This is a genomic window from Pseudomonas sp. GL_117, from assembly GCF_057835125.1.
On record NZ_CM174418.1, the window covers coordinates 5,330,541 to 5,356,999 of the forward strand.

The following is a 26,459-nucleotide window of genomic DNA, read 5'->3' on the forward strand; positions in this document are numbered from 1 at the left end:
TTGAAGTCATTGTTCCCAGATACAACCTGGATGACGTCGTGGTCAACAGCCACACCAAAGACGAAATTCTCTCTGCGATTGCCCTGCGCAAAGACAGTGAATTCGTCTACAACACCCTCGGCTTCGCCAGCACCCACAAGATGTCAGACAAATTCGTACTGAATTTTTATGGCGAGCCCGGCACCGGTAAAACCATCACGGCGCACGCGGTTGCCCAAGCGTTTGGCAAGGATCTGCTGGTCGTCGACTACTCACAGATTGAATCGAAGTATGTGGGCGACACGCCGAAAAACCTGAAGAAGGTGTTTGATTTCGCCAAGGAAATGGACTGTGTGATTTTCTTCGACGAGGCCGATGCCATCTTGAGTCGACGGGTCACCAACATGACCAGCGCCACCGATACAAGTGTCAACCAGACCCGCTCGGTACTTCTGAATATCTTGAATGACTTCAGCGGCATCCTGATTTTCGCCACGAACTTCATCTCCAACTACGACCCCGCCTTCATGCGCCGGATCGCCAAGCACATCCACTTCAAGCTACCGGACCATGACAACCGCGTCGCGCTGTTCCAACGCTACATCCCGCAACCGCTGCAAGCCGGCCTGGCGTTGGAAACCTATGCACAGGCGGCGCAGGGATTGAGTGCAGCGGACATCGAGAACATCACACTGATGGCCGCCTTCAAGGCCGCTTACAAGCAGTCGACCTGCCTTTGCGAAGAGGACATTTTGAAGGAAATAAACAACACCCTTGCCAGCAAACAGGCAAACGCAAAAAGCGAATACACAACTACAACCAAAGTGGTCTCCAAGGACTACGTCGAAAAGCAAACAGGGATGGTGCTGGAATGATTCCATTTATTTTGTTGGGCGCGGCACTGTTCGCCGGCGCCGTGGTGGTCTCTGCATTTTGGGACAAGATAAAGAACTTTCTGGAAGCCTCCGTCAAACACGTACGCCAAATCGTCAAAGCAACCATCGTCGGCCTGACCGCCTACATCAAAACCCAGAATGTGGTTGCCGGGATTGCCGCAGGCTTACAGGCGCTGAACAAGTTCTACTCGAAAAATGAAGATCAGCAGTGGGAAGAAACCGTCACCACGCGGACCATTCCCGCATCAGATGTGCCCGAGCATATTCGCCGCAAGCTGGAAAGCACCCAAGCGCCGGTGGACATTTCAGAAGACATTGCCAAAGAACTCAAGCTGGAGCTGTAACTCATGAATCACGACGACAAGACATTGGGTGGCGCCCTGCTGGAAGACTTCAAGAAGGCGGTCAAGCTGGGCTTGAGAGAGTTGCTCAAAGAGGGCGAAAAACTGATCAAGGAAGGCCAAGTCTCAGTCGATGACTACCTGGCTCAAAAAACCACTGGCCTCGACCCCTACATTCTTCACGAGCAAACAGCCAAACAGTTGGACTTCGTTTCAGGTGAGGTTTTCATTGCGCTGCAGGACGAGGATAAGTTCGTCTTTGGCGTAGACCTTTACTTCACGGACGCCAATAAACAATGGGTTAAAAGCGCCCACATCGATACGCCGAAACCCTTGGACCTCTACTTCTTGAAAGAGGACCAGGCGCGTATCCGCGCCGAGAAAAAAATCGCCTACACGTACGACAAACCAACGGCCTGATGCCTTAAGCGGAGCGTGCCGGTGCACGCTCTCCACTGTTCTATTTGTCGGATAGCAGAGTCACCATGATCATTATTGTCTACGGGTTTTTATTGCTGCTGGCGATCGGCTTCGCGGGGATCATCCTCAAACACGCCTGGTCCGTCACCAAGTGGGTATCGATCTGCGCGCTGGGCATTGTGACCCTGCCTATCAGCATCCCTTACCTGATCATCAAGGCCTACCGCGACGGCGTGAAGAACCGCGAACTGCTGAAAAAAATCCCCGCCGCCTTGCAGCGTCAAGACTTCCTCCAAGCCCTGCGGCTCATCAAGGAACACAACCCTGATGACCTCAAGGCCACGATGGAATTGATCGCCCAAGAAGGCCTCGACCTGCGTGCGCTGAAGGAGGATCTGAAAGCGCGTTATACCCAGGCGGTGGAAGCCGAGATCAAGACACGCCTGGACGTTTTGGAGGGCAGCAACTTTATCGAACTCTCCAGCCTGCTGCGGCCGCTGAAGCCTATTTACCAGCAGTATCTGCTAGAAAAAGGCGACTTCCCAACCCCGCAAAAAATCGTCGAAGCCAAGTTCAAAAGCAAAGAACTTGAACTGGAAAAACCGCGTACTCAAGACGAAGAAAAACCGGTGTTCCTGGTCCGTCGCCGCATGCAGGATGAGTTCGCGGATGCGATTGAAATCTGAGTTGCAAACAGCCCGCAACCTGACACCGCTGAGCTAGCCTTCCACCGGAATCATTGCCTGCAACAACTCCAACTTGCGCTGCAACTGCGCAACGTGTTCACGCTCGGCACGTAATGCCGAGCGCAGCTCCCGGTTCTCCACTTCCCAGATCTGCGCCCAGCGCAGGTCTTTCTGGTAGTGCGCAACCATCTTCCACAGTTCGCTCAGTTTCAGGCAATGCTGGATCAGCACCAGCAGGATGATCCCCATCACCACCAATGCCCCCGTCGAAACCACTTCCGACATACTCATGTTCACGTCCTTTCAAGCCTTCGAGGTATTTCGAAGACAGCAACACGATATGTAGTGATTCACGACAGGTCTAGAATGTAGACTTATACAGGTAAAGTATTCACACACATGGAGCAGCCATGAAACGCAAGCAATCCATCGAGCAAGTGCGCTGGGACCTGGCACTTCGCTATCGCCTCATCGAGACCGTCGCCTGGTGGGAAGGCCGGCTGACCACGGGGCACTTGATGCAGAGCTTTGGTATCAGCCGCCAGCAGGCCTCCAAGGACATCAACACCTACATCAATGAACATGCGCCCCGAAACTTGACATATGACAAGCAGCTGAAGGGCTACGTACCGAGCAAACACTTCAAGCCGCGGTTCATCGAGGACAGCGCCAGTGCCTATTTGCACCTGCTGTACCAGAACAATGAACGGGCGCCGCACATCGATGGGCTGGCCCTGGCCTACGCCCACACCAAGGTGCTGGAAGTGCCCGACCGGCCAATCCGTCCGGAAATCCTGCGGCCGTTGCTCAAGGCCTGTCGCGACGGTTTGCGCCTGGAGACCGAGTACGTTTCGTTCAACACGCCAAACGTGGAAATCCGCCTGATCGCCCCGCACACCCTGGTGTACACCGGCATGCGCTGGCACGTGCGCGCCTATTGCGAGAAGAACCGCCAGTACCGTGACTTCGTGCTGAGCCGCCTGCGCGGCGAGCCGGAGCTGCTCGACGCGTCAGCGTACACACGCGAGCAAGATGACGACTGGAACACCGAAGTGCCGATCATCTTCGCCCCCGACAGCCGCTTGAACACCGCGCAGCAGGCGATCATCGAAACCGACTTCGGCATGACCGATGGGCAACTGGTGGTCGCCAGCCGCAAGGCGTTGGTGCGGTACGTGTTGCGTCGCTATCAGATCGACCCGCGAAACCTGGCCACCACGCCAGAGGCGCAGCAGATTGTGGTCAGCAATTTGAAAGAATTGCGGCCGTGGCTTTCGTTCGATTGAGGGCTGCGCGCTGGCAACTGACGGCCAGCGCGCAAAGATCGAGGCGCTAGAACGCCTCAGACGTCGAGCTCGCAATCACCGAAGAACCGCTCGAACAGCGGCGTGGGCAGGTATTGCGCGTTGAGCAGGCCAAAGTGCTGGCCGACGTTGCGGCCCAGCGACAGCAACGTATTTGCGGCATTCTCGGTGCCGGCATAACCGGCGTTGAGGATGTAGGCGGCGCGCGCGTCAGCGGTCTGCGCCCGTTGATACGCCGTGCCCGTGATCAAGACGTCCACCAGGCAGACGTTGACCCGTTCATCACTCAGGCTGAAGGGCTCCAGCACCTCGCTCGCCAGTACCGCGCGCAGGCCGTCCTCGCCGCCGGCGACGATGCGTTCAAGCACGTCAAGCGGTCGCTCAAAGAGGTCGAACTCAAAAATGGAAAACGCAAAACAGTAGCCGTTGGCGGTTTCATGGGAGATCGGCTCTTTCTCGCTGGGACGCGTCGGCAGCCAGTTGACGAAGGACTCTTTATTGTCCTGCCCACCGCTGCGGCGGTAGACCAGATAGTCCTGGATCACCTGGCGGAAGGGATGGCCTGTCGGCACCCAGCCCGTACCTTGGCGCTTGCGTTTGTTCTTGCCAACTACCGGCACTACGGCCACCGGCACGCCCCCAAAACACCGCAAGTCATACCCCAACACAAACAGGCTGGCCTCAAACGCATGGCAGCGCGCGGGCAGCGCCCCTTGGTCGGCGAACCAGTTCGTACGCCCCAGCAGTTCACGGATGATCCACCCCAGGCGCACCTGCGAGCGGGCCCAGGTTTCATAGCTGATCGACGAAAACTGGCGCGCTGCCAAGCCGTTCACAAACGCACCCGGATCGCGCAACTGGCTGCCACGGGCACTGCCGGAGGGGAACGCCAGCAAAGGCTTGCCACCGCCGCTCCACTGCTGGCGAAACAACGAATACAACATGCCCATCGCCGCACCGACGCGGCTGTCATAGATCGGCGATCCCGATGCATCCAGCAAAGCATGGATTTTGGTCAGGCCCGCATCAAAACGCTGGACGCTGCTGGCGTTGAGATCATCCAGGTCCTGCTCACCGTCGAGCGCTATCAGCCCGGCCATCTTGCGCAAATACGCCGACAATTCCCCGTTGGCCGCCAATCGCTGCAAAAACGGAATGGCGCCGCGTACCCCGCCCCAACGCAGCACCTGCAAGCACGCTTGCAGCGCTTGCGGCTCGTCACCCGCGTCGACTGCGCGTTTAAGCCAAGCGCCCAACTGTCCAAGCGACTGCCGGGTCTGCACCCAGCTCTGCGAATTGACGCTCTGCTGGTGGGCATCCTGCCAGCTGGCCTTCCAGCGGTAGTGCCCGATCACCTGCTCGAAGCCCTGCACCTGAGCAATCAAGCCACCGGGCACAAACTTGCTGGCCTTGAAGTTCAGGTTGAAGGTCAGCGTCGGCAAATTGGCCTGCAACCATTCAACAAACGACGCAACTTCAGGTTGTGTCAGGAACTGTTCACGCTTCATGCAGACTGCCTTATGGCTGATATTGAATCGCCACACCCTAAGTAAAACAGCAGGTCGCGTCCACGTTGTGCGTTCATACAGGTAAACAAAAAGAGCAGGTCGTGAAACTCAATCGCGATGGGGCACGAACTTCGGTTTAGGTTGGTTCCGCACGCACTTCCCATTACCCTAGCGCCCTCTATCAGACAACCGGAAGTCCGATACCCGTGTTCAAGCCCCTTGTCGTCCTGACCCTCGTCTGCACCCCTTTGCTCGCCACTGCCGCCGACCTGGCCGGCGTGTGGACCGGCACCCTGGGCAAGTCCGCGATCACCGCGTGTTTCAACGGCGCCCACGGCGCCAATGGCAGCTACTACTACCAACGCATCCTCAGCCCGATTCAGTTGACCCAGGCCAACGCGAGCGAGCCCTGGGTAGAAGACGGGCAAACCGGGTTCTGGCAGTTGGACGACCCTCAAGGCGACACACTCACCGGCACCTGGAGCAAGGCCGTAGGCGGCAAAGGCCTGGCATTGCGCCTAAAACGTGCGGACGCGGAGGGTTGCGCCAGCGACAGTTACAACAACCCGCTCGAAGCGTCGCCGCCGCCGGTAACGGTGGAAAAGAAGACCTTCAACGAACACGCCTATCAGGTCAAAACCCAGGGCGGGCAAGTCACCCTGAGTCTCGACGGCGACGGCCCGGCCATCAGCAAGATCAACGCAGACCTCGCGCGCATGGCCATCAGCCCCGAAGGCCAGGCGCAGTTCTACCGAGAGCGCCGCAACGCCCTGGACCAGAGCGGCGGCACCTATACCAGTGAGATCACGGTGGAGCCGTTCTACTGGTCCTCGCAGTGGATCACCGTGCGGTTCTACCACTGGGCGGCAGGCTACGGCCGTGGCGGCATCAGTTGGGGCCTGCACAGCTGGAACCTGCACACCGGCGAGAGCGTCGACCCGTGGACATGGCTCGGAGGCCAGGCGCAGTGGGACAGCCCCTACTCCGGCCAAGTCCAGCTGCCGGCCACGTTCAGCGCCTGGCTGGCCAAACAAACCAGCGTCGACGAAGGCTGCCCGGCGGTCACCAGTTACTCCACCTTCGACTTGAGCTTCAACACCGAGGGCCTGCAACTCTCCACCCCCGCCCAAGGCGACGGTTGTGACAACGAGTTGAGCTTCACCTGGGAGCAACTGGCGCCGGTCCTGACGGCACAAGGTAAAGCGGCACTACCGAGCTTGCAGGCACCGTAAGAGACCTGGGCGTAGAAAAATCCCGCGCTCATTCACGAAATATTCAGAATCACCGACCGATACTAGCCCATTGCAATGACCGCTCCCCCCGAGCGCTCCCCCGCCCTGGTAGCCAGAATCCATGACGCGTCCTGTTCCTCTGTTGCTCCTGCTTGTTGCCCTGTTGTTCTTCTTTGCCCTTGGCAGCCACGAACTGCAAGGTTCTACCGAAGCCCGCGTCGCCGGGATCGCAATGGCCATGCACCTGGACAACAACTGGGTCGTGCCGCAACTATTTCGCGAACCCTTCCTGGAAAAACCGCCCCTGAGCCTGTGGCTCGACGCCGGGGCGATTCGCCTGTTCGGCGGCACCACCTGGGCGGTACGCCTGGCTTCGGCATTTGCCGGTTTGTTCAGCGTGATGCTGTTCTACGGGATGCTGCGCAAGTTCGGCCGCCCGCAGACCCTGGCGTTCAGCGCCGCGCTGATCCTTGCGACCATGGCCAGTTACTGGAGCAACGTACGCGGCGTGGGTGAGGACTCGCTGCTCAGCCTCGGCGTCACCACCGCGCTGCTGGGGTTCTACCAGGCGATGCGTCCTGAGAACCAAGGCTCCAAGTCCGGCGCCTGGGCGCTGTTTACCCTCGGCATGGTGATCGCCACCCTGAGTAAAGGCGTGCTGGGCCTGGCGATGCCGGGCATCGTGATCTTCGTGTATCTGGTCGTTACAAGCGTGATCGACAAACGCCTGCGCATCGGCGACTGGCTCAAGCCCGGGCTGTTCACCTTGCTGGCGTTGGTGCCACTGCTGATCTGGCTGGGTTTCCTGTTTCAACGCGGCGGTATGCAGGCCGTCGGCGAAGTGCTGTGGACAAACAGCGTCGGGCGCTTCAGCGGTTCGTTCGTCGAGGCTGGGCACTACGAACCGTTCTACTACTACCTTGCCAAGCTGCCCGAAGCCTTTCTGCCGTGGAATATCCTGGTGTACCTGGGCCTGTGGCACTTGCGTAAGAGCCTGGCACGCAATCGCTACTTGCTGTTTTTCTGCATCTGGCTGGTGGCGCAATTCACCCTGCTGACGCTGGCTTCGAGCAAGCGCACCGTGTACCTGATGTCGCTCACGCCAGCCGCCGCGGTGCTCGCGGCAGAATATGCGCGGGTGCTGCTGGACCGCCTGAAAGACCGCAGGCCCGCACTCTACCGTTACCATCGGCAGGTGATCGGCGGCGTGTTCGCCGTACTGATTGCCAGCTATATGAGCGCTGCATTCGTGTTCGCGCCCAAGGCCGACAAGCGCGAGTCATTCGTGCCGGTGATCAGCCAGCTCCAGGCGCTGCAAGCAGAAGGTCGAGAAGTGGCGATGTTTCAGCCCAACGAGCGGATTGCCGGCGCGGGGGTGTTCTATATGCAGGGCTACGTGCCGCTCCTGCAAACCGAGGCCGAGTTGCAGGCATTCCTCAGCGCCAAACCCGGCAACGTTGCGTTGACGGATCAAACCAGTGTGCTGAAGGAACAGGTGAAGGTCATCAAGGAGATGGCGATCAGTCGCAAGCCTTACTACTTCATAGAGCAGTAAGGCCTGCGTGGGGGATCAGTGCTTGGTCAGCTTGTCCAGGTACCCCATGGCAAACGCCGAGACGACGAAGGTCATGTGAATGATCACGTACCACATCAGGTGTTGTGGATCGACGTTCTTGGCGTCCATGAAGATGCGCAGCAAGTGGATGGAGGAAATCGCCACGATGGACGCCGCCACTTTCATCTTCAGCGAGGAGGAGTCCATGGTGCCCAGCCAGTTGAGCTTTTCCTTGTTGTCATCGATGTCCAGTTGCGAGACGAAGTTCTCGTAGCCGGAGATCATCACCATCACCAGCAAACCACCGACCAGCGCCATGTCGATCAACGACAGCAGCAGCAGGATGACGTCCGCTTCCAACATGGTGAACACGTTGGGCAGCACGTGGATGATTTCCTGGAAGAACTTCAGCGCCAGGATCAGCAAGCCCAGGGACAACCCCAGGTAAATCGGCGCCAGCAGCCAGCGTGAGGCGTACATAGTATTTTCGATAAAGCGTTCCATGGGATCTCACACAGCGTGGCTAAAAATGGCGGCGAGTATACCAGCCGCTGTCAAACACCTGTAACCGCGAGAAAACTGACCTGGCCGGCACTTGTAAGAGAATTTTTCTGCTAGTGTCGAGGCCATTAAATCGGCTCGATGATGTCGGACAGGAAGACTCAGATGATGGATGTGCGATCCCCTTTGGCCAACATCGGCCTGTGTGCGGCGTTGCTGATGGCCAGCGGCTGCTCCCCCAAAGATGAGCAGAAGCAGGCCACCCTCGAAGAGAAAACCGCTAAGTTCGAGCAATCCCTCGACAGCATCCAGGACCCCAAACTGCGCGACGCCATCGCCGACCTTGGCGGCTCGCTGCTGTTGCTGGAACGGGCGCGGGTCAAACTCGCCGACAAACCCGTCGAAGCCGAATACGGTGAAAACTCCCTCGCCCTGCTAACGCATTACCCCACGCCCCAGGCGCTGGTGGACACCTATATCAACGGCCTTTTCGTACTGCGCAAAGCCTCGCATTCCGACTACCTGACGGATCTGCAGCCGGTCTTCCCGTTCAGCTTCAACGCCCCGGACCAATTCCCCTTCCCCCATGGGCTGGAATGGCAGTCGGTCACGCTGAGCAACAACAAAGTCATCCCATTCCAGCCGGAATGGTCGGAAACCGACCCTGGCATCCAGTTGAGCCCCAGCAGTTCCAACCTGACCAACCCCGATGACCTGACAGTGACCTACCCGTTCATCGAAGGCGTCGAGACGGAAAACAAAAGCCAGCCACAGCCCGTCAGCCTCAAGGGCACGGTAGAAGTGATCGCGCCGGGCAAGCTGCTGAACTTCGAGCTGTCGAAACAGGACGTTGGCCGCACACGCACCGACGGCACTGTGAGCCTCAAGCTGTTGTTACTGGAAAAGAACTACGCCGAAATCGAGATGACCAACAACGCGCCACTCGCCGCAGAAGTGGGCGACGAATCGCCCAACCCATTGCTGGTACAGGCGCAAGACAGCACCGGGCAATTCCTCACGCGTTCGGGTTCGATCAACGAAAGCGCAGCGCAGGTGGCGTTCTACGAAAAACAACTGGCCGAGATGCAAAAGCAGACGGCCTGGTCGGAGGCGTTCGAGAAAAAACTCGTCGATGAGCAGAAAGCCTTCGAACACAAACAAACCAGCCACTACGCCAAAGTCTATTTCAATGGCGTGATCGACAAGCTACACGTCAACGTGCTGGATTTCTCCACCGCCACGCTCACCCGCAAAGACCTTGATCTACCAGTGCTGCGCTTCGACAAGAACAGCCTGCAGAAAACCGTGCAAGCCTTGCCGATGCCGGTCACGGTGTATGACGACGGCGCCGCCGGTTGGCTCAAAGACGCGAGCATGACCGAAGACCAGCTGAAAAACAGCGTCACCATCAGCCAGTCGACCGAAGACGCGAGTGCCGCCCATATCGTGTTCGACCACCCGTTCACCTTCAATGACGACCTGGTCGGCGCCGAGCGCAACAGCAGCGAATCGCCGATTACCTTCTTCACCGCCGATGACAAGGGCGAGCGCGGTGAGCCGATCGAGTTGCCGACCGAAGCCTTCGAGCTGAACCCGGCACGCGGCACGCTGACCTACGACCTCAACCTGTTCCCGGAAAACCCGGCGTTTGTGGTGGGCTCGGTGCCGCTGTTCCTCGCCACCATCGACAAAGCCACGATCGATGTCGCCAAGCTACCCAAGGGCCTGTCGCTCAAGGACAACGCGCTGATTGTCGACCAGAAGGAATTCCCCGCCGACAGCTGGCGCTTCTATGCCAAGGACGCCAGTGGCAACTACCTCAAGGAAATTCTCGGTGTGAGCCACCGCGCCGAGGAATTCGGCACGGCGATGTTTGACGTGCACTATTTCTACGGCCAGCCAACCACGCTGGAAAGCTACCAGCGCACTGACCTGAGCACCGTGCAATACGGTTTCGAGGTCAAGCTGGACAAGCCCGAGAGCAAATAGCGCTCAGTGCTGGGTGTCGCCATTGAGCTGTCGCAGATGGGCCTGCATGTGCAGGCTCCAGATCTGCGGGTCGCCCGCCCTCTCATAGCCATGGGAAGTGAGGCTGTCGACGATTGATTCCAGCATGCTTTCTGCCACAAAAGGCCCATGGAACGGGCCTTGGGACTTGATGGTGGACGGCTGCTCACCGGTCATTCCGGCAGCAAACAACAAGGTCCACAGGCCGTTATCCCCCGCGAGAGGGCGAATGGAGCATTCGATACGGGTGACCAGGCCAAAACACTGGCGGGTAAGGCAAAGGTTGCGCGACATGGCGGCGACCCTCGTTAGATCGGCGTTCAGCCTCGATCACACACGGCGAGGCTGTTTCTATCCTGCGACTCCTGTAGAAATCCCTTGAGCAGAGAATAGAATAAAATCGCTACAAACCAAGACCGTAGAGACCAACGGCCATCACCCCCCCTCCACCGCCAATTTTATGACTGTAGTGAGCGGGCTTGCCCGCTCACTACAACGTCAGGTCGGCTTGGTTTCGGCCAGCGCCTCCTGCGCCAGCTCCTTCTCCGCGTCCTTCAGGTCTTCCTCGCTGATCATCTCTGCGATCACGCGCAAACGCTCAACCACCCGCGCATTGACGGAGCCTTCCGGGAACTGCCCTTCTTCATCCGGCGCACCGGCCGGCTCGCCCACCAGCAGGCTCAAGGCTTCGTCCGCCTGACGTACCGCATAGATATGGAACTGGCCGGCACGCACGGCCTGCAACACCTTCTCATCGAGCATCAGCGTGGCGACGTTGGCCTGGGGAATGATCGCCCCCTGCTCGCCGGTCAAGCCGCGGGCTTCGCAAAGACGGAAGAAGCCTTCGATCTTTTCGTTGACCCCACCCACCGCCTGCACTTCGCCGAACTGGTTGATCGAGCCGGTGATGGCAAAGCACTGCTTGAGCGGCGTCTTCGACAGGGCCGAGATCAGGGTGCACGCCTCGCCCAGGGACGCGCTGTCACCGTCCACGTAACCGTAGGACTGTTCCAGCGCAATACTCGCCGAAATCGCCAGCGGGAACTCCTGGGCATAACGGCTCCCCAGGTAACCCGTGAGGATCATCACGCCCTTGGAGTGAATCGGCTGGCCAAGGTTGACCTCACGCTCGATGTCGACAATACCGCTGCCGCCCGGGTACACCGTGGCGGAAATCCGCGCCGGCACGCCGAAGGCCGAATCGCCGACTTCCAGCACCGTGAGCCCGTTGCACTTGCCCACGGCCGCGCCGTCGGTGTCGATCAGGATGACGCCGGCGAGCATGTCGTCGAGAATCCGCGCCGACACACGCCCGGTACGGGTGGCCTTGGCCTTGAGCGCGCGCTCGATATGCCCGGCGTCGGTCATTTCATCGCTGGCCAGGTGACGAATGAAATCCGCCTCGCTGACCAGTTGGAACAAATCCCCAATCCGCGCCGACAAGCGCCCCTGGTGTTCCGCCAACCGCGCGCTGTACGTGGCCAACCGCGCCACCGCGTCCGAGGTCAGCGGTGCCATGCCTTCTTCCGAGGTGCGGGTCTTGAGCAACTGGGCGAACTGCTCCAGGCTCTCGTCGACCATCGGGATGTCCTCGTCGAAGTCCACCAGCACGCGGAACATCTCCTGGAAGTCCGGATCGGCGTCCTGCAACGCGTAATACAGCTGGCGCGAACCGATGATGATCACCTTGACCTGCAACGGGATCATCTGCGGGTTGAGGGTCACGGTGGCCAGGCGGCCCAGTTCGCCCAACGGCGACTCCATCTTGAGTTTGCGCGATTGCAGGGAACGCTTGAGGGCGTCCCACACAAACGGTTCGCCGAGCATTTTCTCGGCCTCAAGGATCAGGAAACCACCGTTGGCACGGTGCAATGCGCCGGGACGCAGTTGGCGATAAGTGGTGTAGAGCGCGCCCTGATCGGTGCTGTATTCGATCCGACCGAACAGGTTGTCGTAGGTCGGATGCGGTTCAAACACCACCGGCGCGCCGCCGTTGACCGGATGGCCCACCACCAGGCTCGGGCAGTACTGCTCTTCGAGCAGCTTGCGCGCCTGGGCGTCGGTCTTGGCGTCATCGACCAGTTGCTCGACCACGGTCTTGAGCAGGTACACCTGCATGGCTTGCAGGTAACCGCAGACGCCAGCATTTTCCGCGTATTTTTCCGACAGCGGCGCAAGCAGAGGCTGCAGGGCCAGGGTGATGGTTTCTTCGTTGAACTGGCGCAGTTGGTTGTTCGACTCACGCTTCCATTGCGGCAGGCTCGCCAACTCTTCGTTGAGGCGCTCTTCCAGCTCGGAAATATCGGTGTGGAAGCGCTCGCGGTCGGCTTCCGGCAACTGCGAAAACTCCGCCTCGTCCAGCGCCTTGCCATCGAGCATCGGGGTGAAGGCGATGTTGGAGCTGTCGCGGTACAGCGCCACGTCCTTTTCCAGGGCCAGGCGCTCGATCACGTCCAGGGCCTTGTCATAGCGCTGGTTGAAGGCGCGGTCGATCGCACTTTTGCGCTGCTGGTAGGTCGGGTGCTCGAAAACGGCCGGGAAGGTCGCCACCAAGTTGTCGACCAGGCCGTTGATGTCGGCAATGAACGCTGCCGCCGCACCGCCTGGCAATTCCAGGGCACGCGGCTCGCGAGGCTCATCGAAATTATTGACGTAGACCCAGTCCGATGGGGTCTGCAGGCGTTTACCTTCGGCCTTCAGGTAGCGTTTGACGAACGAAAAGCGACCGGTCCCCGGCTCGCCCATGACAAACACGTTGTAACCGGGGCGTGGCATGGCCACACCGAACTGCAAGGCTTCAACCGCACGTTCCTGGCCAAGCACACCGCGAAAGGGCTCCAAATCATTGGTGGTCGAGAAGCTGAACTGTTCAGCGGAGAAAGGGCGAGTCAGCGCTTCGGGCGCTAGACGCAAGCTGGCAGCAACAGGATCAGGCATCGGGCTTCCTTACATCAGGCGGGGCAGATGACGGCATTCTGGCTCTCGCTTGCGCGCTCTGGCAAGGCGCGACGTTGGGAAAGCTCGGATACGTAACAGGTCCTACATAAAAATCGCGAAAACTCTGATTGTTAGTAAAAAATCACGGAACCCCTGGAACCTGCCTAAACTCCAAACTGCGCGGGTCGGACAAATAATAACTGGCCCCTGAGGCGCTGCGACGCGCCTGACCCTTGTCCATTGGTTTGCACACAAAGAGAAAATAGCTATGAAACGGATCCTTCTCGGTACTCTCTTCACCGTTGTCTCCCTCAATGCAATGGCAGAATCCCCAGGCGGCCCGAACTGCGGTTGGGGCAACATGCTGTTCGAAGGCCAACGCGGTACGCCGGCACACTTCCTCGCCTCCACCACCAACGGCACGTCCGGTAACGCCACTTTCGGCATGACTTCGGGCACCAACGGTTGCAGCACCAACAGCGCCCTGACCTACGGCGGCAAGTCCTGGATTGCCATGAACGGCATGATGAACGAGCTGTCCGAAGACATGGCCAAGGGCAATGGCGAAGCACTGACCACCTACGCGGTGGTACTGGGTGTGGCGCCAGAAGATCGCGAGCACTTCGCGGCCGTGACCCACGAACACTTCCAGCAGATCTTCAGCAAGGCTGACGTGACCGCTGACGACGTGCACAACAACACCCTCGCTGTCCTGAAAAGTGATGCACGCTTGGCGAAATACGCAACCCAAGCTTAAGCTCGACCAGCCCGCGCCTCCCCAGGCGCGGGTTTTACGTTTGGACCCGCTCCCCTTTTGGGTCTCACTTTTTCCGACTTAAGTTGCCCTTATGCTCAAACGCCTTGCCTGGATGGCACTCTTCGCCTGCGCCCCGCTGTACGCGGCCCCGCATCTTGATGATCAACGTTTGCAGCAACTGGCCAACGACCCGTTCTGGCTGTCTCTGGGCCATTACGAAGCCGGTAAAATCAGTGGCTGGCGCAGCTATGTCAGCGACCAGAAATTCTTCCTCGCCGCCGACGGCGCGCACCACCCGGATGCCGAACTCAAGGCGAGCGTCGACGCGCTGTATGCGCCCGCAAGCCTGGGTGAAAAACACGCCCAATGCGTCTACCCCGCACGTACCCGCTGGCTCAAGGATCAATTGCACCTGACCGGCCTGCCCGCCGTGGACTGCAGCGAATTCAAGCAATGGTTCAAGGACGTCGCGCCCCACAGCGCGGTGATGATCTTCCCGGCGGCCTACCTCAACAGCCCGTCGTCGATGTTCGGTCACACCCTGCTGCGCATCGACCAGGCCGACGTGCAACGAGACAACACCGCGCTGCTCAGCTACGCGATCAACTTCGGCGCGTATATCGAAGGCTCGGACAACAGCATCCTCTACGCCTGGAAAGGCCTGATGGGCGGCTATCCCGGCCTGTTTGCACTGGTCCCCTACCAGGAAAAGCTCTCCGAGTACCGTAGCCTCGAAAACCGCGACCTGTGGGAATACCGCCTCAACCTGACCCAGGTCGAGACCGAGCGCATGGTCGAGCACGTGTGGGAGCTCAAGCAGATCAAGTTCGACTACTTCTTCTTCGACGAAAACTGCTCCTATCGCCTGCTGGAATTGCTGCAAGTCGCCCGCCCCGGCCTGCGCCTGACAGAACAGTTCCCACTGACCGCGATCCCCACCGACACGGTCAAGGCCGTCAAGGACGCCGGCCTTGTCGAGAAGATCGACTACCGCCCATCGCGCGAACGCGAGCTGCTGGAACGCGCCAAGCCCCTGGACAGCGATGAGCAGCAATGGGTGCTGAAGGTCAGCGAAGAGCAGAAACACTTGCAGGACCCCGCGTTCAAGGCGCTCGCCAAAGACCGCCAAGCCCTGATCATCGACGCCGCCTACCGCCTGGGCCGCTACCGCGCCAACGGCCTGGAGCGTGACCCGGCCCGCTCCCAGCGCAGCTTCGAACTGCTGCGCGCAATCAACCAGAACCCTGCACCGGACCTGAAGATCCAGCCGCCAGGCCTGCCGGAAAACGGCCATGAGTCACGCACCTGGCAAGCCGGCATCGGCACCCGGGGTGACAAGGCCTTTGGCGAATACGGCCTGCGCATGGCCTACCACGACCTCAACGACAACGCCGAAGGCTTCCCCCTCGGCGCGCAGATCGAAATCCTGCAAATGAAACTGCGCCAGTACGAAGGCAACCACTGGCAATTGCAGCAACTGGACCTGGCCACCATCCGCTCCCTGACCCCGCGCAACGCCTTGCTGCAACCGCTGTCCTGGCAAGTCACCGGCGGCCTGGAGCGCGTACCGGGCAAACACGACGACGAAACCCTTGTCGCCCACGTCAACGGCGGCGCCGGCGGCACCTGGCAACTGCGCGACGACATGCTCGGCTTCGCCCTCGGCACCGTGCGCGTGGAACACAACAACGACTTCAACGAGGCTATCTCCCCGGCAGCAGGGTTCAACACCGGCGTGCTGTGGAAAAACCCGCTGGGCAACCTGAGCCTGGAAGCCAGGGGGGATTTCTTTACCAATGGCGAAGTACGCCGTAGTCTCAGCCTGAACCAGCAGTGGGAATTGTCGCGCAACCTGGGCCTGCGCCTAAGTGCGCAGCGTGAGTACAGCCACCTGTCGACCCCCATCAACGAGGTGATGCTCGAAGTGAAGTGGTACCACTACTGACCCCGCCCCGAAGCCCGACACAGATCAAAAATGTGGGAGCGGGCTTGCTCGCGAATGCAGAGTGTCAGCCACTTGTGTATCGACTGCCCCACCGCATTCGCGGGCAAGCCCGCTCCCACATCGGGCCCGCATCCATTCAGATACACCTAAAGGAGCTCAACCAACATGGCCGTTACCTGCACCACCCTCGAACACGTGCGCAGCAACATCGACCGCCTCGACCAGCAAATCGTCACCCTGCTGGCAGAGCGCGGCAACTATGTCTCCCAGGCCGCGCGCTTCAAAAAAGACACCGATAGCGTCAAGGCGCCCCAACGGGTTGAACAGGTCATCGCCAAGGTGCGGGACTTGTCCCACACGCTCGGCGCAAACCCGGACGTTACCGAACAGGTCTATCGCGCCATGATTGCGGCGTTTATCCAGCAGGAGCTGGCTGAGCATGCGAAGCTCGGAGAGGTCAGCTAGAAATTAGCAAATTTGTTGGCCTGCATAGAAAACCCACATGCCACATTCAACTCACTGATTAGCAAGCAAGAAATTCCTAAGGGTTTTTTAGCTTTTTCGGCGAGCATCAAACTTGTTGCTTTTAAGCCTCGCTTTATACGGATTTGAGTCTAGTCTCGGGTAGCAATCAAATTGCCACCACATCTATACACGGATCCGAATAGGTAGAGGCTAAGTATGGAATTTTTTGAAAAGCTCACCAGTCTGGCAGCAAAGGTTCGGTTACAAGGCCCCGCCATTCAAACCGAAGAAGCGACAAAAAATGCTTTCGTAATGCCTTTTATCAACACGGTGCTGGGTTACGACGTGTTTGATCCACAAGAAGTGATGCCCGAATTCGTCTGTGATGTGGGTACGAAGAAAGGCGAAAAAATCGACTACGCGATCATGAAAGACGGTGAGGTCCAGATACTCATCGAATGCAAAAAAATTGGCGAATCATTGAGCATCAATCACGCATCACAGCTCTTTCGTTATTTTCATGTCACCAGCGCAAGAATCTCGATTCTCACTAACGGCCAGGTCTACCGCTTTTTTACAGACTTGGACGCCCCTAACAAAATGGACGAAAAGCCGTTTCTGGAATTGGACCTGCTGGACATTGATGAATACTCCGTTCCGGAGTTGATCAAACTCACCAAGTCGGCATTTGATGTTGATTCCATTATCAATGCCGCCGGAGAGCTGAAATACGTCAGCCAACTCAAAAAGCTCATTGGCAGCCAGGTCAGCAAACCAGAAGACGACTTTGTGAAATTCTTCGCATCCCGTGTTTACGAGGGTGTCATCACGCAGAAAGTGCGCGAGCAATTTTTCGAGCTGACACGAAAAGCGTTGGCCCAATTTTTAAATGACCAAATCAATGATCGCCTCAAGTCGGCAATGAGTGGCGTGATACAACCGACACTGGCATCAGCCCCCATTTCGAACGGCACACCCCCAGAGGTGCAAAATAGAGACGAGTCTGAAGAAAAAATCCTGACAACCCTGGAAGAGCTAGAGGGTTATCACATCGTTCGGGCTGTCGTGCGCTCGGTGGTCGACGCCAAACGGATTGTCCAGCGAGATACCCAAAGCTATTTTGGGATATTGCTGGACGATAACAATCGCAAGCCGATTTGCCGCCTGCACTTCAATCGCAGTCAGAAATACCTCGGTGTTTTCGACGAAGAAAAAAACGAGACCCGCCACGCAATCTCGTCCATCGATGAGATTTACGAGTACGCGGATCAACTGAAAAAAACAGTGGGTTACTACGACTGACCCCGCTCTTAAACCCAACAAAGGCCAAAATGTATGAGGGGACAAGTCCCCTCATACATTTACCCCGCGCCCAACAGCTTTCTCACCTCCCTTTCACACCCCCCCGACAATTCCCTATCTAGACTTATCCCCATCAGCCGGTAACCGGCCAGGGAGTTCGTCATGTGGCGGTATGCGGTATTGCTGTGCGCGGTGGTGTGGTTGTCGGGTTGCCAGTCGACCCATCAGGAGTTATTGGCCAAGGGCTACCCCCCAGCCTTTGCCGATGGCTTTGACGACGGCTGCAGCAGCGGGCGGCAAGCGGCCGGGGTGATCAGCGGGGAGTTTCGCAAGAACGTCCCGCGTTATCTGAAGGATCGCGAGTACGCCGAAGGCTGGGAGGACGGCTTCCGCCAGTGCAAGGCCATGCGTGAGAACGAAGAGTTGCGCGACTACAAGGACAATCACTGGGACGACCGTGAGCGCGCCTGGCAGCATGAGAAGGACCGCGACGCCGCCAAGGCCTATCGTTCGCAATAGGTCGCTTTCAGACATCCACTGAAACTAAAGCGCGGCGAACATGGCCGAAACTCCATTGAGGGAGACTGTCATGAGCCGAGCTTTTGTAAATGAGGACAACGCCGCCGCCCAGGCTGACCAGCCGGTGGAGCGTCACGTCAGTGATCAGCCCAACCGCGTCACTGCGCAGGGGTTGGCGCAGTTGCAGGCCAAAGTCGCGCAGTTGCAGCACGACTACAGTGTCGAATCCGCCAAAGACGATAAACAGCGCCAGGCCGACCTTGAGCGGGACCTGCGTTACTTCAACCAGCGGGTGCAGAGCGCCCAAGTCGTAGCGCCGGCCACTTCCACCGAAAAGGTGCAGATCGGCAGTTGGGTGACCTTCGCCAATGAGCAGGACGTGCAGCAGCGCATTCAGTTGGTCGGTGAAGACCAGGCCGACGCTGCGGCAGGCCTGATCAACTGGGGTTCGCCCCTGGGCCGCGCATTGCTCGGGGCCCAGGTGGGGGACGAGGTGCTGTGGAAGCGCCCCGTCGGCGATCAGTTGATCGAAGTGTTGCGCATCGACCCCGAGGTTTAGACGATGCCTTGGGCCAGCATCGCGTCGGCGACTTTGACGAAACCGGCGATGTTCGCGCCTTTGACGTAGTTGATCCGGCCGTTTTCTTCGCCGTAGTGCACGCAGGCATGGTGGATCGACTGCATGATGTTGTGCAGCTTGCTGTCCACTTCACCGGCCGTCCACAGCAGGCGCATGGCGTTCTGCGACATTTCCAGGCCGCTGACGGCCACGCCACCGGCATTGGAGGCTTTGCCCGGCGCGAACAGAATGCCCGCCTCGATGAACAGATCCACGGCCGCCAGCGTCGTCGGCATGTTGGCGCCTTCGGCTACGCAGATGCAGCCATTGCGCAACAGGGTGCGCGCCGCATCGGCGTCGAGTTCGTTCTGGGTCGCGCAGGGCAGTGCAATATCGCAGGCCAGTTCCCACGGCGTCTGGCCCTTGCGGAATTCCAGGCCGAAACGCTCGGCCAGCTCACTGATGCGCCCGCGTTGCACGTTTTTCAGTTCCAGCAGCGCCGACCACTGTTCTTCGGTCAAGCCGCTTTCGGCATACAGCGTGCCTTCGGAGTCGGACAGGGAAATCACTTTGCCACCCAGGTCCATGACCTTGCGCGCCGCGTATTGCGCCACGTTGCCGGAACCGGACACCGCCACGCGCTTGCCTTCAACCCGCAGGCCGTCGCGCTTGAGCATCTCTTCGGCGAAGTACACGCAACCGAAACCAGTGGCTTCCGGACGGATCAGGCTGCCGCCATAGGTCATGCCCTTGCCGGTCAGCACGGAGGTGAACTGGTTGCTCAGGCGCTTGTACTGCCCAAACAGGAAACCGATCTCGCGGGCGCCCACGCCAATATCGCCGGCCGGCACGTCGACGTCGGCGCCGATGTGACGGTACAGCTCGCTCATGAACGACTGGCAGAAACGCATGACTTCGGCGTCGCTCTTGCCCTTGGGGTCGAAGTCCGAACCGCCTTTACCGCCGCCCATGGGCAACGAGGTCAGGGAGTTCTTGAAGGTCTGTTCGAAGGCGAGGAATTTCAGCACGCCCAGGTTCACCGACGGGTGGAAGCGCAGGCCGCCCTTGTACGGGCCGATGGCGCTGTTCATCTGGATGCGGAAACCGCGATTGACCTGGACCTTGCCATGATCATCGACCCACGACACCCGGAAGGTGATTGCGCGTTCGGGCTCGCAGATGCGTTCCAGAATGCCCGAGGTCAGGTAGTGGGGATTGGCTTCGAGAAACGGCCACAGGCTGCGTAGGACTTCTTCTACAGCCTGGTGGAATTCTGGCTGGTCCGGGTCGCGTTTCTTGAGTCGGGCAAGGAAGGATTCGACGGATTCGATCATGAAAAGTCTCGGCAAATTGATTGTTTTTAAATGAGATTGGGCCGGACTTTATCAATTCATGTCGCACTGCGACAGGGCAAAATGTCGCTTTTGTGAATTTAAATGGTGCATTGGATATAAATAAACCTGAAAAACAGGTTTTTTTTGCACCTTAAAAGGGATTGTCAGCCCAGGGAATGCACCAACAGATAAACCGCCTTCGCAGGCAAGCCAGCTCCCACATTTGACCGAGTACATCCGCAGCGACGCGGTCGAATGTGGGAGCTGGCTTGCCTGCGATGAATGCACCTCGGTCCTACAGAAAAACACAAAAAAAAACGGAGCCCGAAGGCTCCGCTCTTTCACACCACCAACCCGAATCAGGCCAGTTTTTTGTGACGCACGCGGTGCGGCTGGGCAGCGGCTTCGCCCAAGCGCTTCTTACGGTCGGCTTCGTACTCGGTGTAGTTGCCTTCGAAGAACACCGCCTGGGAGTCGTCTTCGTACGCCAGGATGTGCGTCGCGACGCGGTCAAGGAACCACCGATCGTGAGAGATCACAATGGCGGCGCCCGGGAAGTCCAGCAGGGCTTCTTCCAGGGAACGCAGGGTTTCAACGTCAAGGTCGTTGGACGGTTCGTCGAGCAGCAGGACGTTGCCGCCCTCTTTGAGGGTCAGGGCCAGGTGCAAGCGACCGCGCTCACCACCGGACAGATCCTTGACGAACTTCTGCTGGTCGCCGCCCTTGAAGTTGAAACGGCCGACGTAGGTGCGCGACGGGATTTCATAGTTGCCGATACGGATCTGGTCGGAACCGTCGGAAATCTGCTGGAACACCGTCTTGCTGCCGTCGAGGTCTTCACGGCTCTGGTCCACACAGGCCAGTTGTACGGTTTCGCCGATCTCGATGCTGCCGGAGTCCGGGGTTTCCTTGCCCATCAGCATGCGGAACAGTGTGGATTTACCCGCACCGTTACCACCGATAACGCCGACGATCGCGCCTTTTGGCATGGAGAACGACAGGTTATCGATCAACACGCGGTCGCCATAGCCTTTGGAAACGTTCTTGAACTCGATGACCTTGTCACCCAGGCGCGGACCGGCCGGGATGTAGATCTCGTTGGTTTCCGAGCGCTTCTGGAATTCCTGCGATTGCATTTCTTCAAAGCGTTGCAGACGCGCCTTGGATTTGGACTGGCGGGCTTTGGCGCCTTTGCGCACCCACTCCAGTTCTTCCTTCATGGCTTTTTCGTGGGCCGATTGCTGCTTGGATTCGGCGGCCAGACGGTCGGACTTGGCTTCCAGCCAACCGGAGTAGTTGCCCTCGTAAGGGATACCGGCGCCACGGTCGAGCTCGAGGATCCAGCCGGCAACGTTGTCCAGGAAGTAACGGTCGTGCGTGATCGCAACCACGGTGCCTGGGAAGTCGTGAAGGAAATGTTCCAGCCAGGCGACGGAATCGGCGTCCAGGTGGTTGGTCGGTTCGTCGAGCAGCAGCATGTCGGGGGCCGACAGCAGCAGGCGGCACAGGGCCACGCGGCGCTTCTCGCCACCGGACAGGTGTTCGACCTTGGCGTCCCATGCCGGCAGGCGCAGCGCGTCGGCGGCGACTTCCAGCTGGCGCTCAAGGTTGTGACCGTCGCAAGCCTGCAGGATGGCCTCGAGCTTGGCCTGTTCGGCGGCGAGCTTGTCGAAGTCGGCATCCGGTTCGGCGTAGGCGGCGTAGACCTCGTCCAGGCGCGCCTGGGCGTTCTTGATCACGGCGACGGCTTCTTCAACCACTTCACGCACGGTCTTGGTCGGGTCCAGGATCGGCTCTTGTGGCAGGTAACCGATGTTCAGGTCGGGCATCGGGCGGGCTTCGCCTTCGAACTCGGTGTCGACGCCGGCCATGATTTTCAGCAGTGTGGACTTACCCGAACCGTTGAGGCCGAGCACGCCGATCTTGGCGCCGGGGAAGAAGGACAGCGAAATGTTTTTCAGGATTTCCCGCTTCGGCGGAACAACTTTTCCCAGCCGATGCATGGTGAAGACGTATTGAGCCATGGTGAACCTAGCGTCAGTGACTGATGAATTAATGCGGGCGAAGCCCGTGCCAGGCCATGCGCCGCGCGGGCCGTTGACGGTAATCAATGCCTGCGTGCGGAAAGAGCCTGAATGTCTGGGGCTGGAACGCCCCCGCGTAACCGGCAAAGCTACCTGAATGCGCCTGGCCAGTCCAGCCAAGCGGGGCTGGCACTTTGCCACAACTCAAGGCATGCTAGCCGCCCTTCGGCGTCCGGCTTATAGTGCGTGTCGCACGCCAGTCCAGCCAACCCGCAGGATCACAGCTTGTCCAAAGTCACGCCGCCTACTCCCCTACGCGCCGCTCATATAGCGCCGGGAGCGCCCCTGCATGGCACCTTGAAAGGCGCGTTGGCGACGCTCGTCCTTTTGTTGCTCGCGCTTTTGTTCTGGCAACTGCTGGACCAGTTGCAGCAAAACCAGAAAAACCAGCAGCAATACACCATCGACTACAGCGCCGACCTGGCTGAGCAGATCAGCCTGAACATGGCCCTGAGCGCAAAAATCGCCCTGAACCTGCTGCCGATGGTCGAGCCGCCGCGCAACAGCGAACAGCAGCAGGCCCTGGTGCATACGTTGCAGCGCTCCCTGCCGGAGTTGCGCAGCATCGCCTTGCTGGCCCCCAGCGGCGCAATGATCAGCGACAGCGCCAGTGACAGCCAGGACGCGGCCTGGCTCGAAGAGCTGGTGCAACGCAGCCATTCCCAGCCTTACTACCTGAGCAACAGCAACGACGGCACGATCATCTATCTGTTGCTGCACCAGCCAACTGGCGGCTCGCGGGTGTATTGGGTGTTGCGCCTGGCGCCCGCCTACCTGGTCAACCTGACTCGCCAGGATGGCCAGGGCCAGCGACCGATGTGGGCCATCGAGAACCGCATCAATCACCGCGTGGTCGGCCGCGACAGCGGCATGCCGGCGCAATGGGCCGTGGCGCTGACCCCGGACGAATTGAATAAAAGTGTACTCATCACCCCCCTGAGCAAAAGCGACTGGCAATTGCGCGGCCTGTTCGACCGCAATGCCGTGCTGGAAGAACTGCTGCCCGCCTTCATCGGCAAGTGCCTGCTCGGCCTCGCGTTCTCGCTGATCCCGGTATTCGTGCTGGTCAACATGCGCCGCCGCCAGCGCCAGGTGCATGAAGGTCGGCGGCGCTACCAGGATATTTTCGAGGGCACCGGCGTGGCCCTGTGCGTGCTGGACCTGTCGGGGCTGAACACGTTCTTTGACAAGGCCAGACTGCAAACCCGCGAACAATTGCACGACTGGCTGCAAGGCAACCGCGAACAGCGCCAGCAACTGCTCAGGGAACTGCGCATCACCGAGGTCAACCAGGTCGCAGTGCGCCTGCTCAACGTCGGCTCGTGCGAGGAAGCCTGGGAGCGCCTGATCGATGACTGCCCGCACAACGCCACGGCCATCGGCTACCAGGTGCTGGAAGCGGTGCTGACCCAGCAGAAGCAGTTGGAGCTGGAAATCCACCTCAACGATGTCGCCGGCAATGACCAATACCTGTGGCTGGTGATGCGCCTGCCGGAGCAGCAGGACGACTTCAAGGCGGTGATCCTGAGCATCAGCGACATCACCAGCCGCAAGCTGATCGAGCTGTCACTGGTGGAACGCGAGAGTTTCTGGTCGGACGTGGTCCGCACCGTGCCCGACCACCTGTATGTGCAGGACGTGATCAGCCAGCGCATGATTTTCAGCAACCATCACCTGGGCCACACCCTCGGCTACAACAAAGCCGAACTGCTGCAAATGGGCGAGTATTTCTGGGAAATCCTGCTGCACCCCGAAGACGCCGAGCGCTACCACGACTTGCGCCAACAACAGCGCCAGGCCGGTTATTCGACCCAGTTGCAATGCCAGTTGCGCTTCCGCCACCGCAACAACCAGTGGCGCCGCTTCGAAATTCGCGAGCAGGCCCTGGCGCGGGACAAGGCGGCGCAGGTCACGCGCATCATCGGCGTGGCCAAGGACATCACCGACCAGATCGAAGCCAGTGAATCCCTGCGCGACAGCGAGCAGCGCTACCGCATGCTCGCCGAAAGCATCAGCGACGTGATCTGTTCCACCGACAGCCAACTGGCCCTCAACTACATCAGCCCGTCGGTCAACGCGGTGCTGGGCTACGACGTGGACTGGGTGTTCAAGAACGGCTGGCAGTCGATCATCGCCAACCCGCAGCAACTGACCGGCATCTACAGCCTGGTGGAACAGGTCAGCCGCGCCCTCGGTGATACCGACGCACTGGCCAGGCTGCGCGACGAAGCGCGGACCCAGCTGTTCCTGTTCGATTGCCTGCGCGCCGACGGGCGCAAAGTGCCGATCGAATTGCGCCTGGTGCTGGTGTGGGATGAACACGGCACGTTCGAAGGCATCCTTGGCGTCGGCCGCGACATCAGCCAGCAACGCCGCGCCGAGAAAGACCTGCGCATGGCGGCCACGGTATTCGAACACTCCACCTCGGCGATCCTGATCACCGACCCGGCCGGCTATATCGTCCAGGCCAACGACGCATTCACCCGCGTCAGCGGCTACAGCGTGGCCGACGTGCTCGACCAGTTGCCGAACATGCTCACCGTCGACGAACAGCAAGAAGCCCATCTGCGCTACGTGCTCAAGCAGTTGCACCAGCACAGCACCTGGGAAGGCGAAGTGTGGCTCAAGCGCCGCAACGGCGAGCATTACCCGGCCTGGGTCGGCATTACCGCCGTGTTCGACGATGAAGGCGACCTGGCCAGCTACGTGTGCTTCTTCAGCGACATCAGCGAGCGCAAGGCCAGTGAGCAGCGTATCCACCGCCTGGCGTACTACGACGCCCTGACCCACCTGCCCAACCGCACGCTGTTCCAGGACCGCCTGCACACCGCGTTGCAATCGGCCGAACGGCAGAAGTCGTGGGTCGTGCTGATGTTCCTCGACCTCGACCGCTTCAAGCCGATCAACGATTCCCTGGGCCACGCCGCCGGCGACCGCATGCTCAAGGAAATGGCCACGCGCCTGCTCGGCTGCGTCGCCGAAGACGACACCGTGGCGCGCATGGGTGGCGACGAGTTCACCTTGCTGCTGCAACCGCGCATCAGCCGCGAAATGGCACTGAACCGCGCGATCCACGTGGCCGAACAGATCCTCGCCAGCCTGGTGAAGCCGTTTGTGCTCGAAGGCCGCGAATTCTTCGTCACCGCCAGTATCGGCATTGCCCTCAGCCCGCAGGACGGCAACGAGCTGAGCCAGCTGATGAAAAACGCCGACACGGCGATGTATCACGCCAAGGAACGCGGCAAGAACAACTTCCAGTTCTACCAGGCCGACATGAACGCCAGCGCCCTGGAGCGCCTGGAGCTGGAAAGCGACCTGCGCCATGCCCTGGACCAGAACGAATTCGTGCTCTATTACCAGCCGCAGTTCAGCGGCGACGGCAAGCGCCTGACCGGCGCCGAAGCCTTGCTGCGCTGGCGTCATCCGCGTCGCGGGCTGGTGCCGCCGGGGGACTTCATCCCGGTGCTGGAGGAGTTGGGCCTGGTGGTGGATGTGGGCGACTGGGTGATCAGCGAGGCGTGCCGCCAGCTCAAGACCTGGCACCAGAACAAGGTGCGCGTGCCGAAAGTCTCGGTGAACATCTCGGCGCGGCAGTTCTCCGACGGCCAGTTGGGCGAACGCATCGCCAGCATCCTGGAAGACACCGGCCTGCCTCCGGCGTGCCTGGAACTGGAGCTGACCGAAAGCATCCTGATGCGCGAAGTCAACGAAGCCCTGCACATCCTCGACGGCCTGAAAAACCTGGGCCTGAGCATTGCGGTCGACGACTTCGGCACGGGTTACTCGTCGCTCAACTACCTCAAGCAATTCCCCATCGACGTGCTGAAGATCGACCGCACCTTTGTCGACGGCCTGCCGTCTGGCGAGCAGGACGCCCAGATCGCCCGCGCCATCATCGCCATGGCCCACAGCCTGAACCTGGCGGTGATCGCCGAAGGCGTGGAAACCCATGAGCAACTCGACTTCCTGCGTGAGCATGGTTGCGATGAAGTGCAGGGCTACCTGTTTGGACGGCCGATGCCGGCAAGCCGGTTTGAAGCGCAGTTCAGCAATGATGCGCTGTTCATGTTTGATTGAATGAGAGCAGCTGCAAGCTTGAAGCTACAAGGGGCAAGCGAGAGCGGAACT

Annotated in this window: 22 protein-coding genes; 15 read left to right on the forward strand and 7 right to left on the reverse strand. The window is 59.6% G+C overall.

Annotated features, from left to right (window positions below):
* Window positions 1-38 precede the first annotated feature (38 nt).
* The 4 genes from AC3ISR_RS24275 (at window position 39) to AC3ISR_RS24290 (ending at window position 2,322) form a co-directional block, all read left to right on the forward strand.
* Window positions 39-854 carry an ATP-binding protein gene (locus AC3ISR_RS24275; RefSeq protein ID WP_463983870.1) on the forward strand — a complete coding sequence of 272 codons (816 nt, stop codon included), beginning with the start codon at window positions 39-41 and terminating at the stop codon, window positions 852-854.
* A complete protein-coding gene (locus AC3ISR_RS24280; protein ID WP_305391552.1) occupies window positions 851-1,219 on the forward strand; it encodes a hypothetical protein in 369 nt (122 codons plus the stop codon). Before AC3ISR_RS24275 ends, AC3ISR_RS24280 begins: the two co-directional genes overlap by 4 nt.
* A 3-nt stretch (window positions 1,220-1,222) precedes the next feature.
* Window positions 1,223-1,636: a hypothetical protein gene (locus tag AC3ISR_RS24285; RefSeq protein WP_226455748.1), complete on the forward strand. Its 414-nt coding sequence runs from the start codon at window positions 1,223-1,225 to the stop codon at window positions 1,634-1,636.
* 65 nt (window positions 1,637-1,701) lie between these two features.
* Entirely contained in the window at window positions 1,702-2,322 is a 621-nt protein-coding gene (locus AC3ISR_RS24290; RefSeq protein WP_226455749.1) for a hypothetical protein, read from the forward strand.
* Window positions 2,323-2,355: 33 nt separating this feature from the next.
* On the opposite strand, the gene AC3ISR_RS24295 is transcribed toward AC3ISR_RS24290, so the two are convergent.
* Entirely contained in the window at window positions 2,356-2,613 is a 258-nt protein-coding gene (locus AC3ISR_RS24295; protein ID WP_226455750.1) for a hypothetical protein, read from the reverse strand.
* Between the two features lie 119 nt (window positions 2,614-2,732).
* On the opposite strand from AC3ISR_RS24295, the gene AC3ISR_RS24300 reads away from it, so the two are divergent.
* Window positions 2,733-3,608, forward strand: coding sequence for a helix-turn-helix transcriptional regulator (locus tag AC3ISR_RS24300; protein ID WP_463983871.1), 876 nt, complete (start codon window positions 2,733-2,735; stop codon window positions 3,606-3,608).
* Window positions 3,609-3,664: 56 nt separating this feature from the next.
* On the opposite strand, the gene AC3ISR_RS24305 is transcribed toward AC3ISR_RS24300, so the two are convergent.
* Window positions 3,665-5,134 (reverse strand): hypothetical protein, encoded by a 1,470-nt coding sequence (locus AC3ISR_RS24305; protein WP_463983872.1) that lies wholly within the window; start codon window positions 5,132-5,134, stop codon window positions 3,665-3,667.
* Between the two features lie 206 nt (window positions 5,135-5,340).
* On the opposite strand from AC3ISR_RS24305, the gene AC3ISR_RS24310 reads away from it, so the two are divergent.
* Together AC3ISR_RS24310 and AC3ISR_RS24315 are read left to right on the forward strand one after the other, a co-directional pair.
* Window positions 5,341-6,366: a hypothetical protein gene (locus AC3ISR_RS24310; protein WP_463983873.1), complete on the forward strand. Its 1,026-nt coding sequence runs from the start codon at window positions 5,341-5,343 to the stop codon at window positions 6,364-6,366.
* Between the two features lie 121 nt (window positions 6,367-6,487).
* Window positions 6,488-7,921 carry an ArnT family glycosyltransferase gene (locus AC3ISR_RS24315; RefSeq protein WP_463983874.1) on the forward strand — a complete coding sequence of 478 codons (1,434 nt, stop codon included), beginning with the start codon at window positions 6,488-6,490 and terminating at the stop codon, window positions 7,919-7,921.
* Window positions 7,922-7,936: 15 nt separating this feature from the next.
* On the opposite strand, the gene AC3ISR_RS24320 is transcribed toward AC3ISR_RS24315, so the two are convergent.
* Window positions 7,937-8,425, reverse strand: a complete 489-nt coding sequence (locus AC3ISR_RS24320) for a TIGR00645 family protein (protein ID WP_017739158.1) — start codon at window positions 8,423-8,425, stop codon at window positions 7,937-7,939.
* A gap of 162 nt (window positions 8,426-8,587) precedes the next feature.
* On the opposite strand from AC3ISR_RS24320, the gene AC3ISR_RS24325 reads away from it, so the two are divergent.
* On the forward strand, window positions 8,588-10,411 hold the full coding sequence (locus AC3ISR_RS24325; protein WP_463983875.1) for a hypothetical protein: 1,824 nt from the start codon (window positions 8,588-8,590) through the stop codon (window positions 10,409-10,411).
* Between the two features lie 3 nt (window positions 10,412-10,414).
* Here the strand turns inward: AC3ISR_RS24325 and AC3ISR_RS24330 are convergent, their stop codons facing one another.
* On the reverse strand, window positions 10,415-10,723 hold the full coding sequence (locus AC3ISR_RS24330; RefSeq protein WP_192298957.1) for a PA4575 family protein: 309 nt from the start codon (window positions 10,721-10,723) through the stop codon (window positions 10,415-10,417).
* Window positions 10,724-10,927: 204 nt separating this feature from the next.
* Window positions 10,928-13,366, reverse strand: coding sequence for a Lon protease family protein (locus AC3ISR_RS24335; protein WP_192298958.1), 2,439 nt, complete (start codon window positions 13,364-13,366; stop codon window positions 10,928-10,930).
* A 268-nt stretch (window positions 13,367-13,634) separates the two neighbouring features.
* On the opposite strand from AC3ISR_RS24335, the gene AC3ISR_RS24340 reads away from it, so the two are divergent.
* The 6 genes from AC3ISR_RS24340 (at window position 13,635) to AC3ISR_RS24365 (ending at window position 18,913) form a co-directional block, all read left to right on the forward strand.
* Window positions 13,635-14,123 (forward strand): DUF3015 domain-containing protein, encoded by a 489-nt coding sequence (locus AC3ISR_RS24340; RefSeq protein WP_046381990.1) that lies wholly within the window; start codon window positions 13,635-13,637, stop codon window positions 14,121-14,123.
* 91 nt (window positions 14,124-14,214) lie between these two features.
* Window positions 14,215-16,068 (forward strand): Lnb N-terminal periplasmic domain-containing protein, encoded by a 1,854-nt coding sequence (locus tag AC3ISR_RS24345; RefSeq protein ID WP_192298959.1) that lies wholly within the window; start codon window positions 14,215-14,217, stop codon window positions 16,066-16,068.
* A 165-nt stretch (window positions 16,069-16,233) separates the two neighbouring features.
* On the forward strand, window positions 16,234-16,533 hold the full coding sequence (locus AC3ISR_RS24350; RefSeq protein WP_192298960.1) for a chorismate mutase: 300 nt from the start codon (window positions 16,234-16,236) through the stop codon (window positions 16,531-16,533).
* A gap of 216 nt (window positions 16,534-16,749) precedes the next feature.
* Window positions 16,750-17,835 carry a type I restriction endonuclease gene (locus AC3ISR_RS24355; protein WP_192298961.1) on the forward strand — a complete coding sequence of 362 codons (1,086 nt, stop codon included), beginning with the start codon at window positions 16,750-16,752 and terminating at the stop codon, window positions 17,833-17,835.
* A gap of 162 nt (window positions 17,836-17,997) precedes the next feature.
* Window positions 17,998-18,354, forward strand: coding sequence for a hypothetical protein (locus tag AC3ISR_RS24360; RefSeq protein ID WP_226455759.1), 357 nt, complete (start codon window positions 17,998-18,000; stop codon window positions 18,352-18,354).
* A gap of 70 nt (window positions 18,355-18,424) precedes the next feature.
* The gene (locus tag AC3ISR_RS24365) at window positions 18,425-18,913 is read left to right on the forward strand and encodes a GreA/GreB family elongation factor (RefSeq protein WP_192298963.1); all 489 of its coding nucleotides are present in this window, start codon (window positions 18,425-18,427) and stop codon (window positions 18,911-18,913) included.
* Here AC3ISR_RS24365 and gdhA read toward each other — a convergent pair.
* Window positions 18,910-20,247: an NADP-specific glutamate dehydrogenase gene (gdhA, locus tag AC3ISR_RS24370; protein ID WP_226455761.1), complete on the reverse strand. Its 1,338-nt coding sequence runs from the start codon at window positions 20,245-20,247 to the stop codon at window positions 18,910-18,912. The genes AC3ISR_RS24365 and gdhA overlap by 4 nt on opposite strands.
* Window positions 20,248-20,606: 359 nt before the next feature.
* Window positions 20,607-22,271 (reverse strand): energy-dependent translational throttle protein EttA, encoded by a 1,665-nt coding sequence (gene ettA / locus AC3ISR_RS24375; RefSeq protein WP_463983876.1) that lies wholly within the window; start codon window positions 22,269-22,271, stop codon window positions 20,607-20,609.
* Window positions 22,272-22,556: 285 nt separating this feature from the next.
* Between ettA and AC3ISR_RS24380 the strand changes: the two genes are divergently transcribed.
* Window positions 22,557-26,408: a sensor domain-containing protein gene (locus tag AC3ISR_RS24380; RefSeq protein ID WP_463983877.1), complete on the forward strand. Its 3,852-nt coding sequence runs from the start codon at window positions 22,557-22,559 to the stop codon at window positions 26,406-26,408.
* The last annotated feature ends 51 nt before the right edge of the window (window positions 26,409-26,459 follow it).

Coding starts and splice junctions, on each gene's coding strand:
- AC3ISR_RS24280 (WP_305391552.1), top strand. CDS start 851: ATGATTCCATTTATTTTGTTGGGCGCGGCACTGTTCGCCGGCGCCGTG.
- AC3ISR_RS24285 (WP_226455748.1), top strand. CDS start 1,223: ATGAATCACGACGACAAGACATTGGGTGGCGCCCTGCTGGAAGACTTC.
- AC3ISR_RS24290 (WP_226455749.1), top strand. CDS start 1,702: ATGATCATTATTGTCTACGGGTTTTTATTGCTGCTGGCGATCGGCTTC.
- AC3ISR_RS24295 (WP_226455750.1), bottom strand. CDS start 2,613: ATGAGTATGTCGGAAGTGGTTTCGACGGGGGCATTGGTGGTGATGGGG.
- AC3ISR_RS24300 (WP_463983871.1), top strand. CDS start 2,733: ATGAAACGCAAGCAATCCATCGAGCAAGTGCGCTGGGACCTGGCACTT.
- AC3ISR_RS24305 (WP_463983872.1), bottom strand. CDS start 5,134: ATGAAGCGTGAACAGTTCCTGACACAACCTGAAGTTGCGTCGTTTGTT.
- AC3ISR_RS24315 (WP_463983874.1), top strand. CDS start 6,488: ATGACGCGTCCTGTTCCTCTGTTGCTCCTGCTTGTTGCCCTGTTGTTC.
- AC3ISR_RS24320 (WP_017739158.1), bottom strand. CDS start 8,425: ATGGAACGCTTTATCGAAAATACTATGTACGCCTCACGCTGGCTGCTG.
- AC3ISR_RS24325 (WP_463983875.1), top strand. CDS start 8,588: ATGATGGATGTGCGATCCCCTTTGGCCAACATCGGCCTGTGTGCGGCG.
- AC3ISR_RS24330 (WP_192298957.1), bottom strand. CDS start 10,723: ATGTCGCGCAACCTTTGCCTTACCCGCCAGTGTTTTGGCCTGGTCACC.
- AC3ISR_RS24335 (WP_192298958.1), bottom strand. CDS start 13,366: ATGCCTGATCCTGTTGCTGCCAGCTTGCGTCTAGCGCCCGAAGCGCTG.
- AC3ISR_RS24340 (WP_046381990.1), top strand. CDS start 13,635: ATGAAACGGATCCTTCTCGGTACTCTCTTCACCGTTGTCTCCCTCAAT.
- AC3ISR_RS24345 (WP_192298959.1), top strand. CDS start 14,215: ATGCTCAAACGCCTTGCCTGGATGGCACTCTTCGCCTGCGCCCCGCTG.
- AC3ISR_RS24350 (WP_192298960.1), top strand. CDS start 16,234: ATGGCCGTTACCTGCACCACCCTCGAACACGTGCGCAGCAACATCGAC.
- AC3ISR_RS24355 (WP_192298961.1), top strand. CDS start 16,750: ATGGAATTTTTTGAAAAGCTCACCAGTCTGGCAGCAAAGGTTCGGTTA.
- AC3ISR_RS24360 (WP_226455759.1), top strand. CDS start 17,998: ATGTGGCGGTATGCGGTATTGCTGTGCGCGGTGGTGTGGTTGTCGGGT.
- AC3ISR_RS24365 (WP_192298963.1), top strand. CDS start 18,425: ATGAGCCGAGCTTTTGTAAATGAGGACAACGCCGCCGCCCAGGCTGAC.
- gdhA (WP_226455761.1), bottom strand. CDS start 20,247: ATGATCGAATCCGTCGAATCCTTCCTTGCCCGACTCAAGAAACGCGAC.
- ettA (WP_463983876.1), bottom strand. CDS start 22,271: ATGGCTCAATACGTCTTCACCATGCATCGGCTGGGAAAAGTTGTTCCG.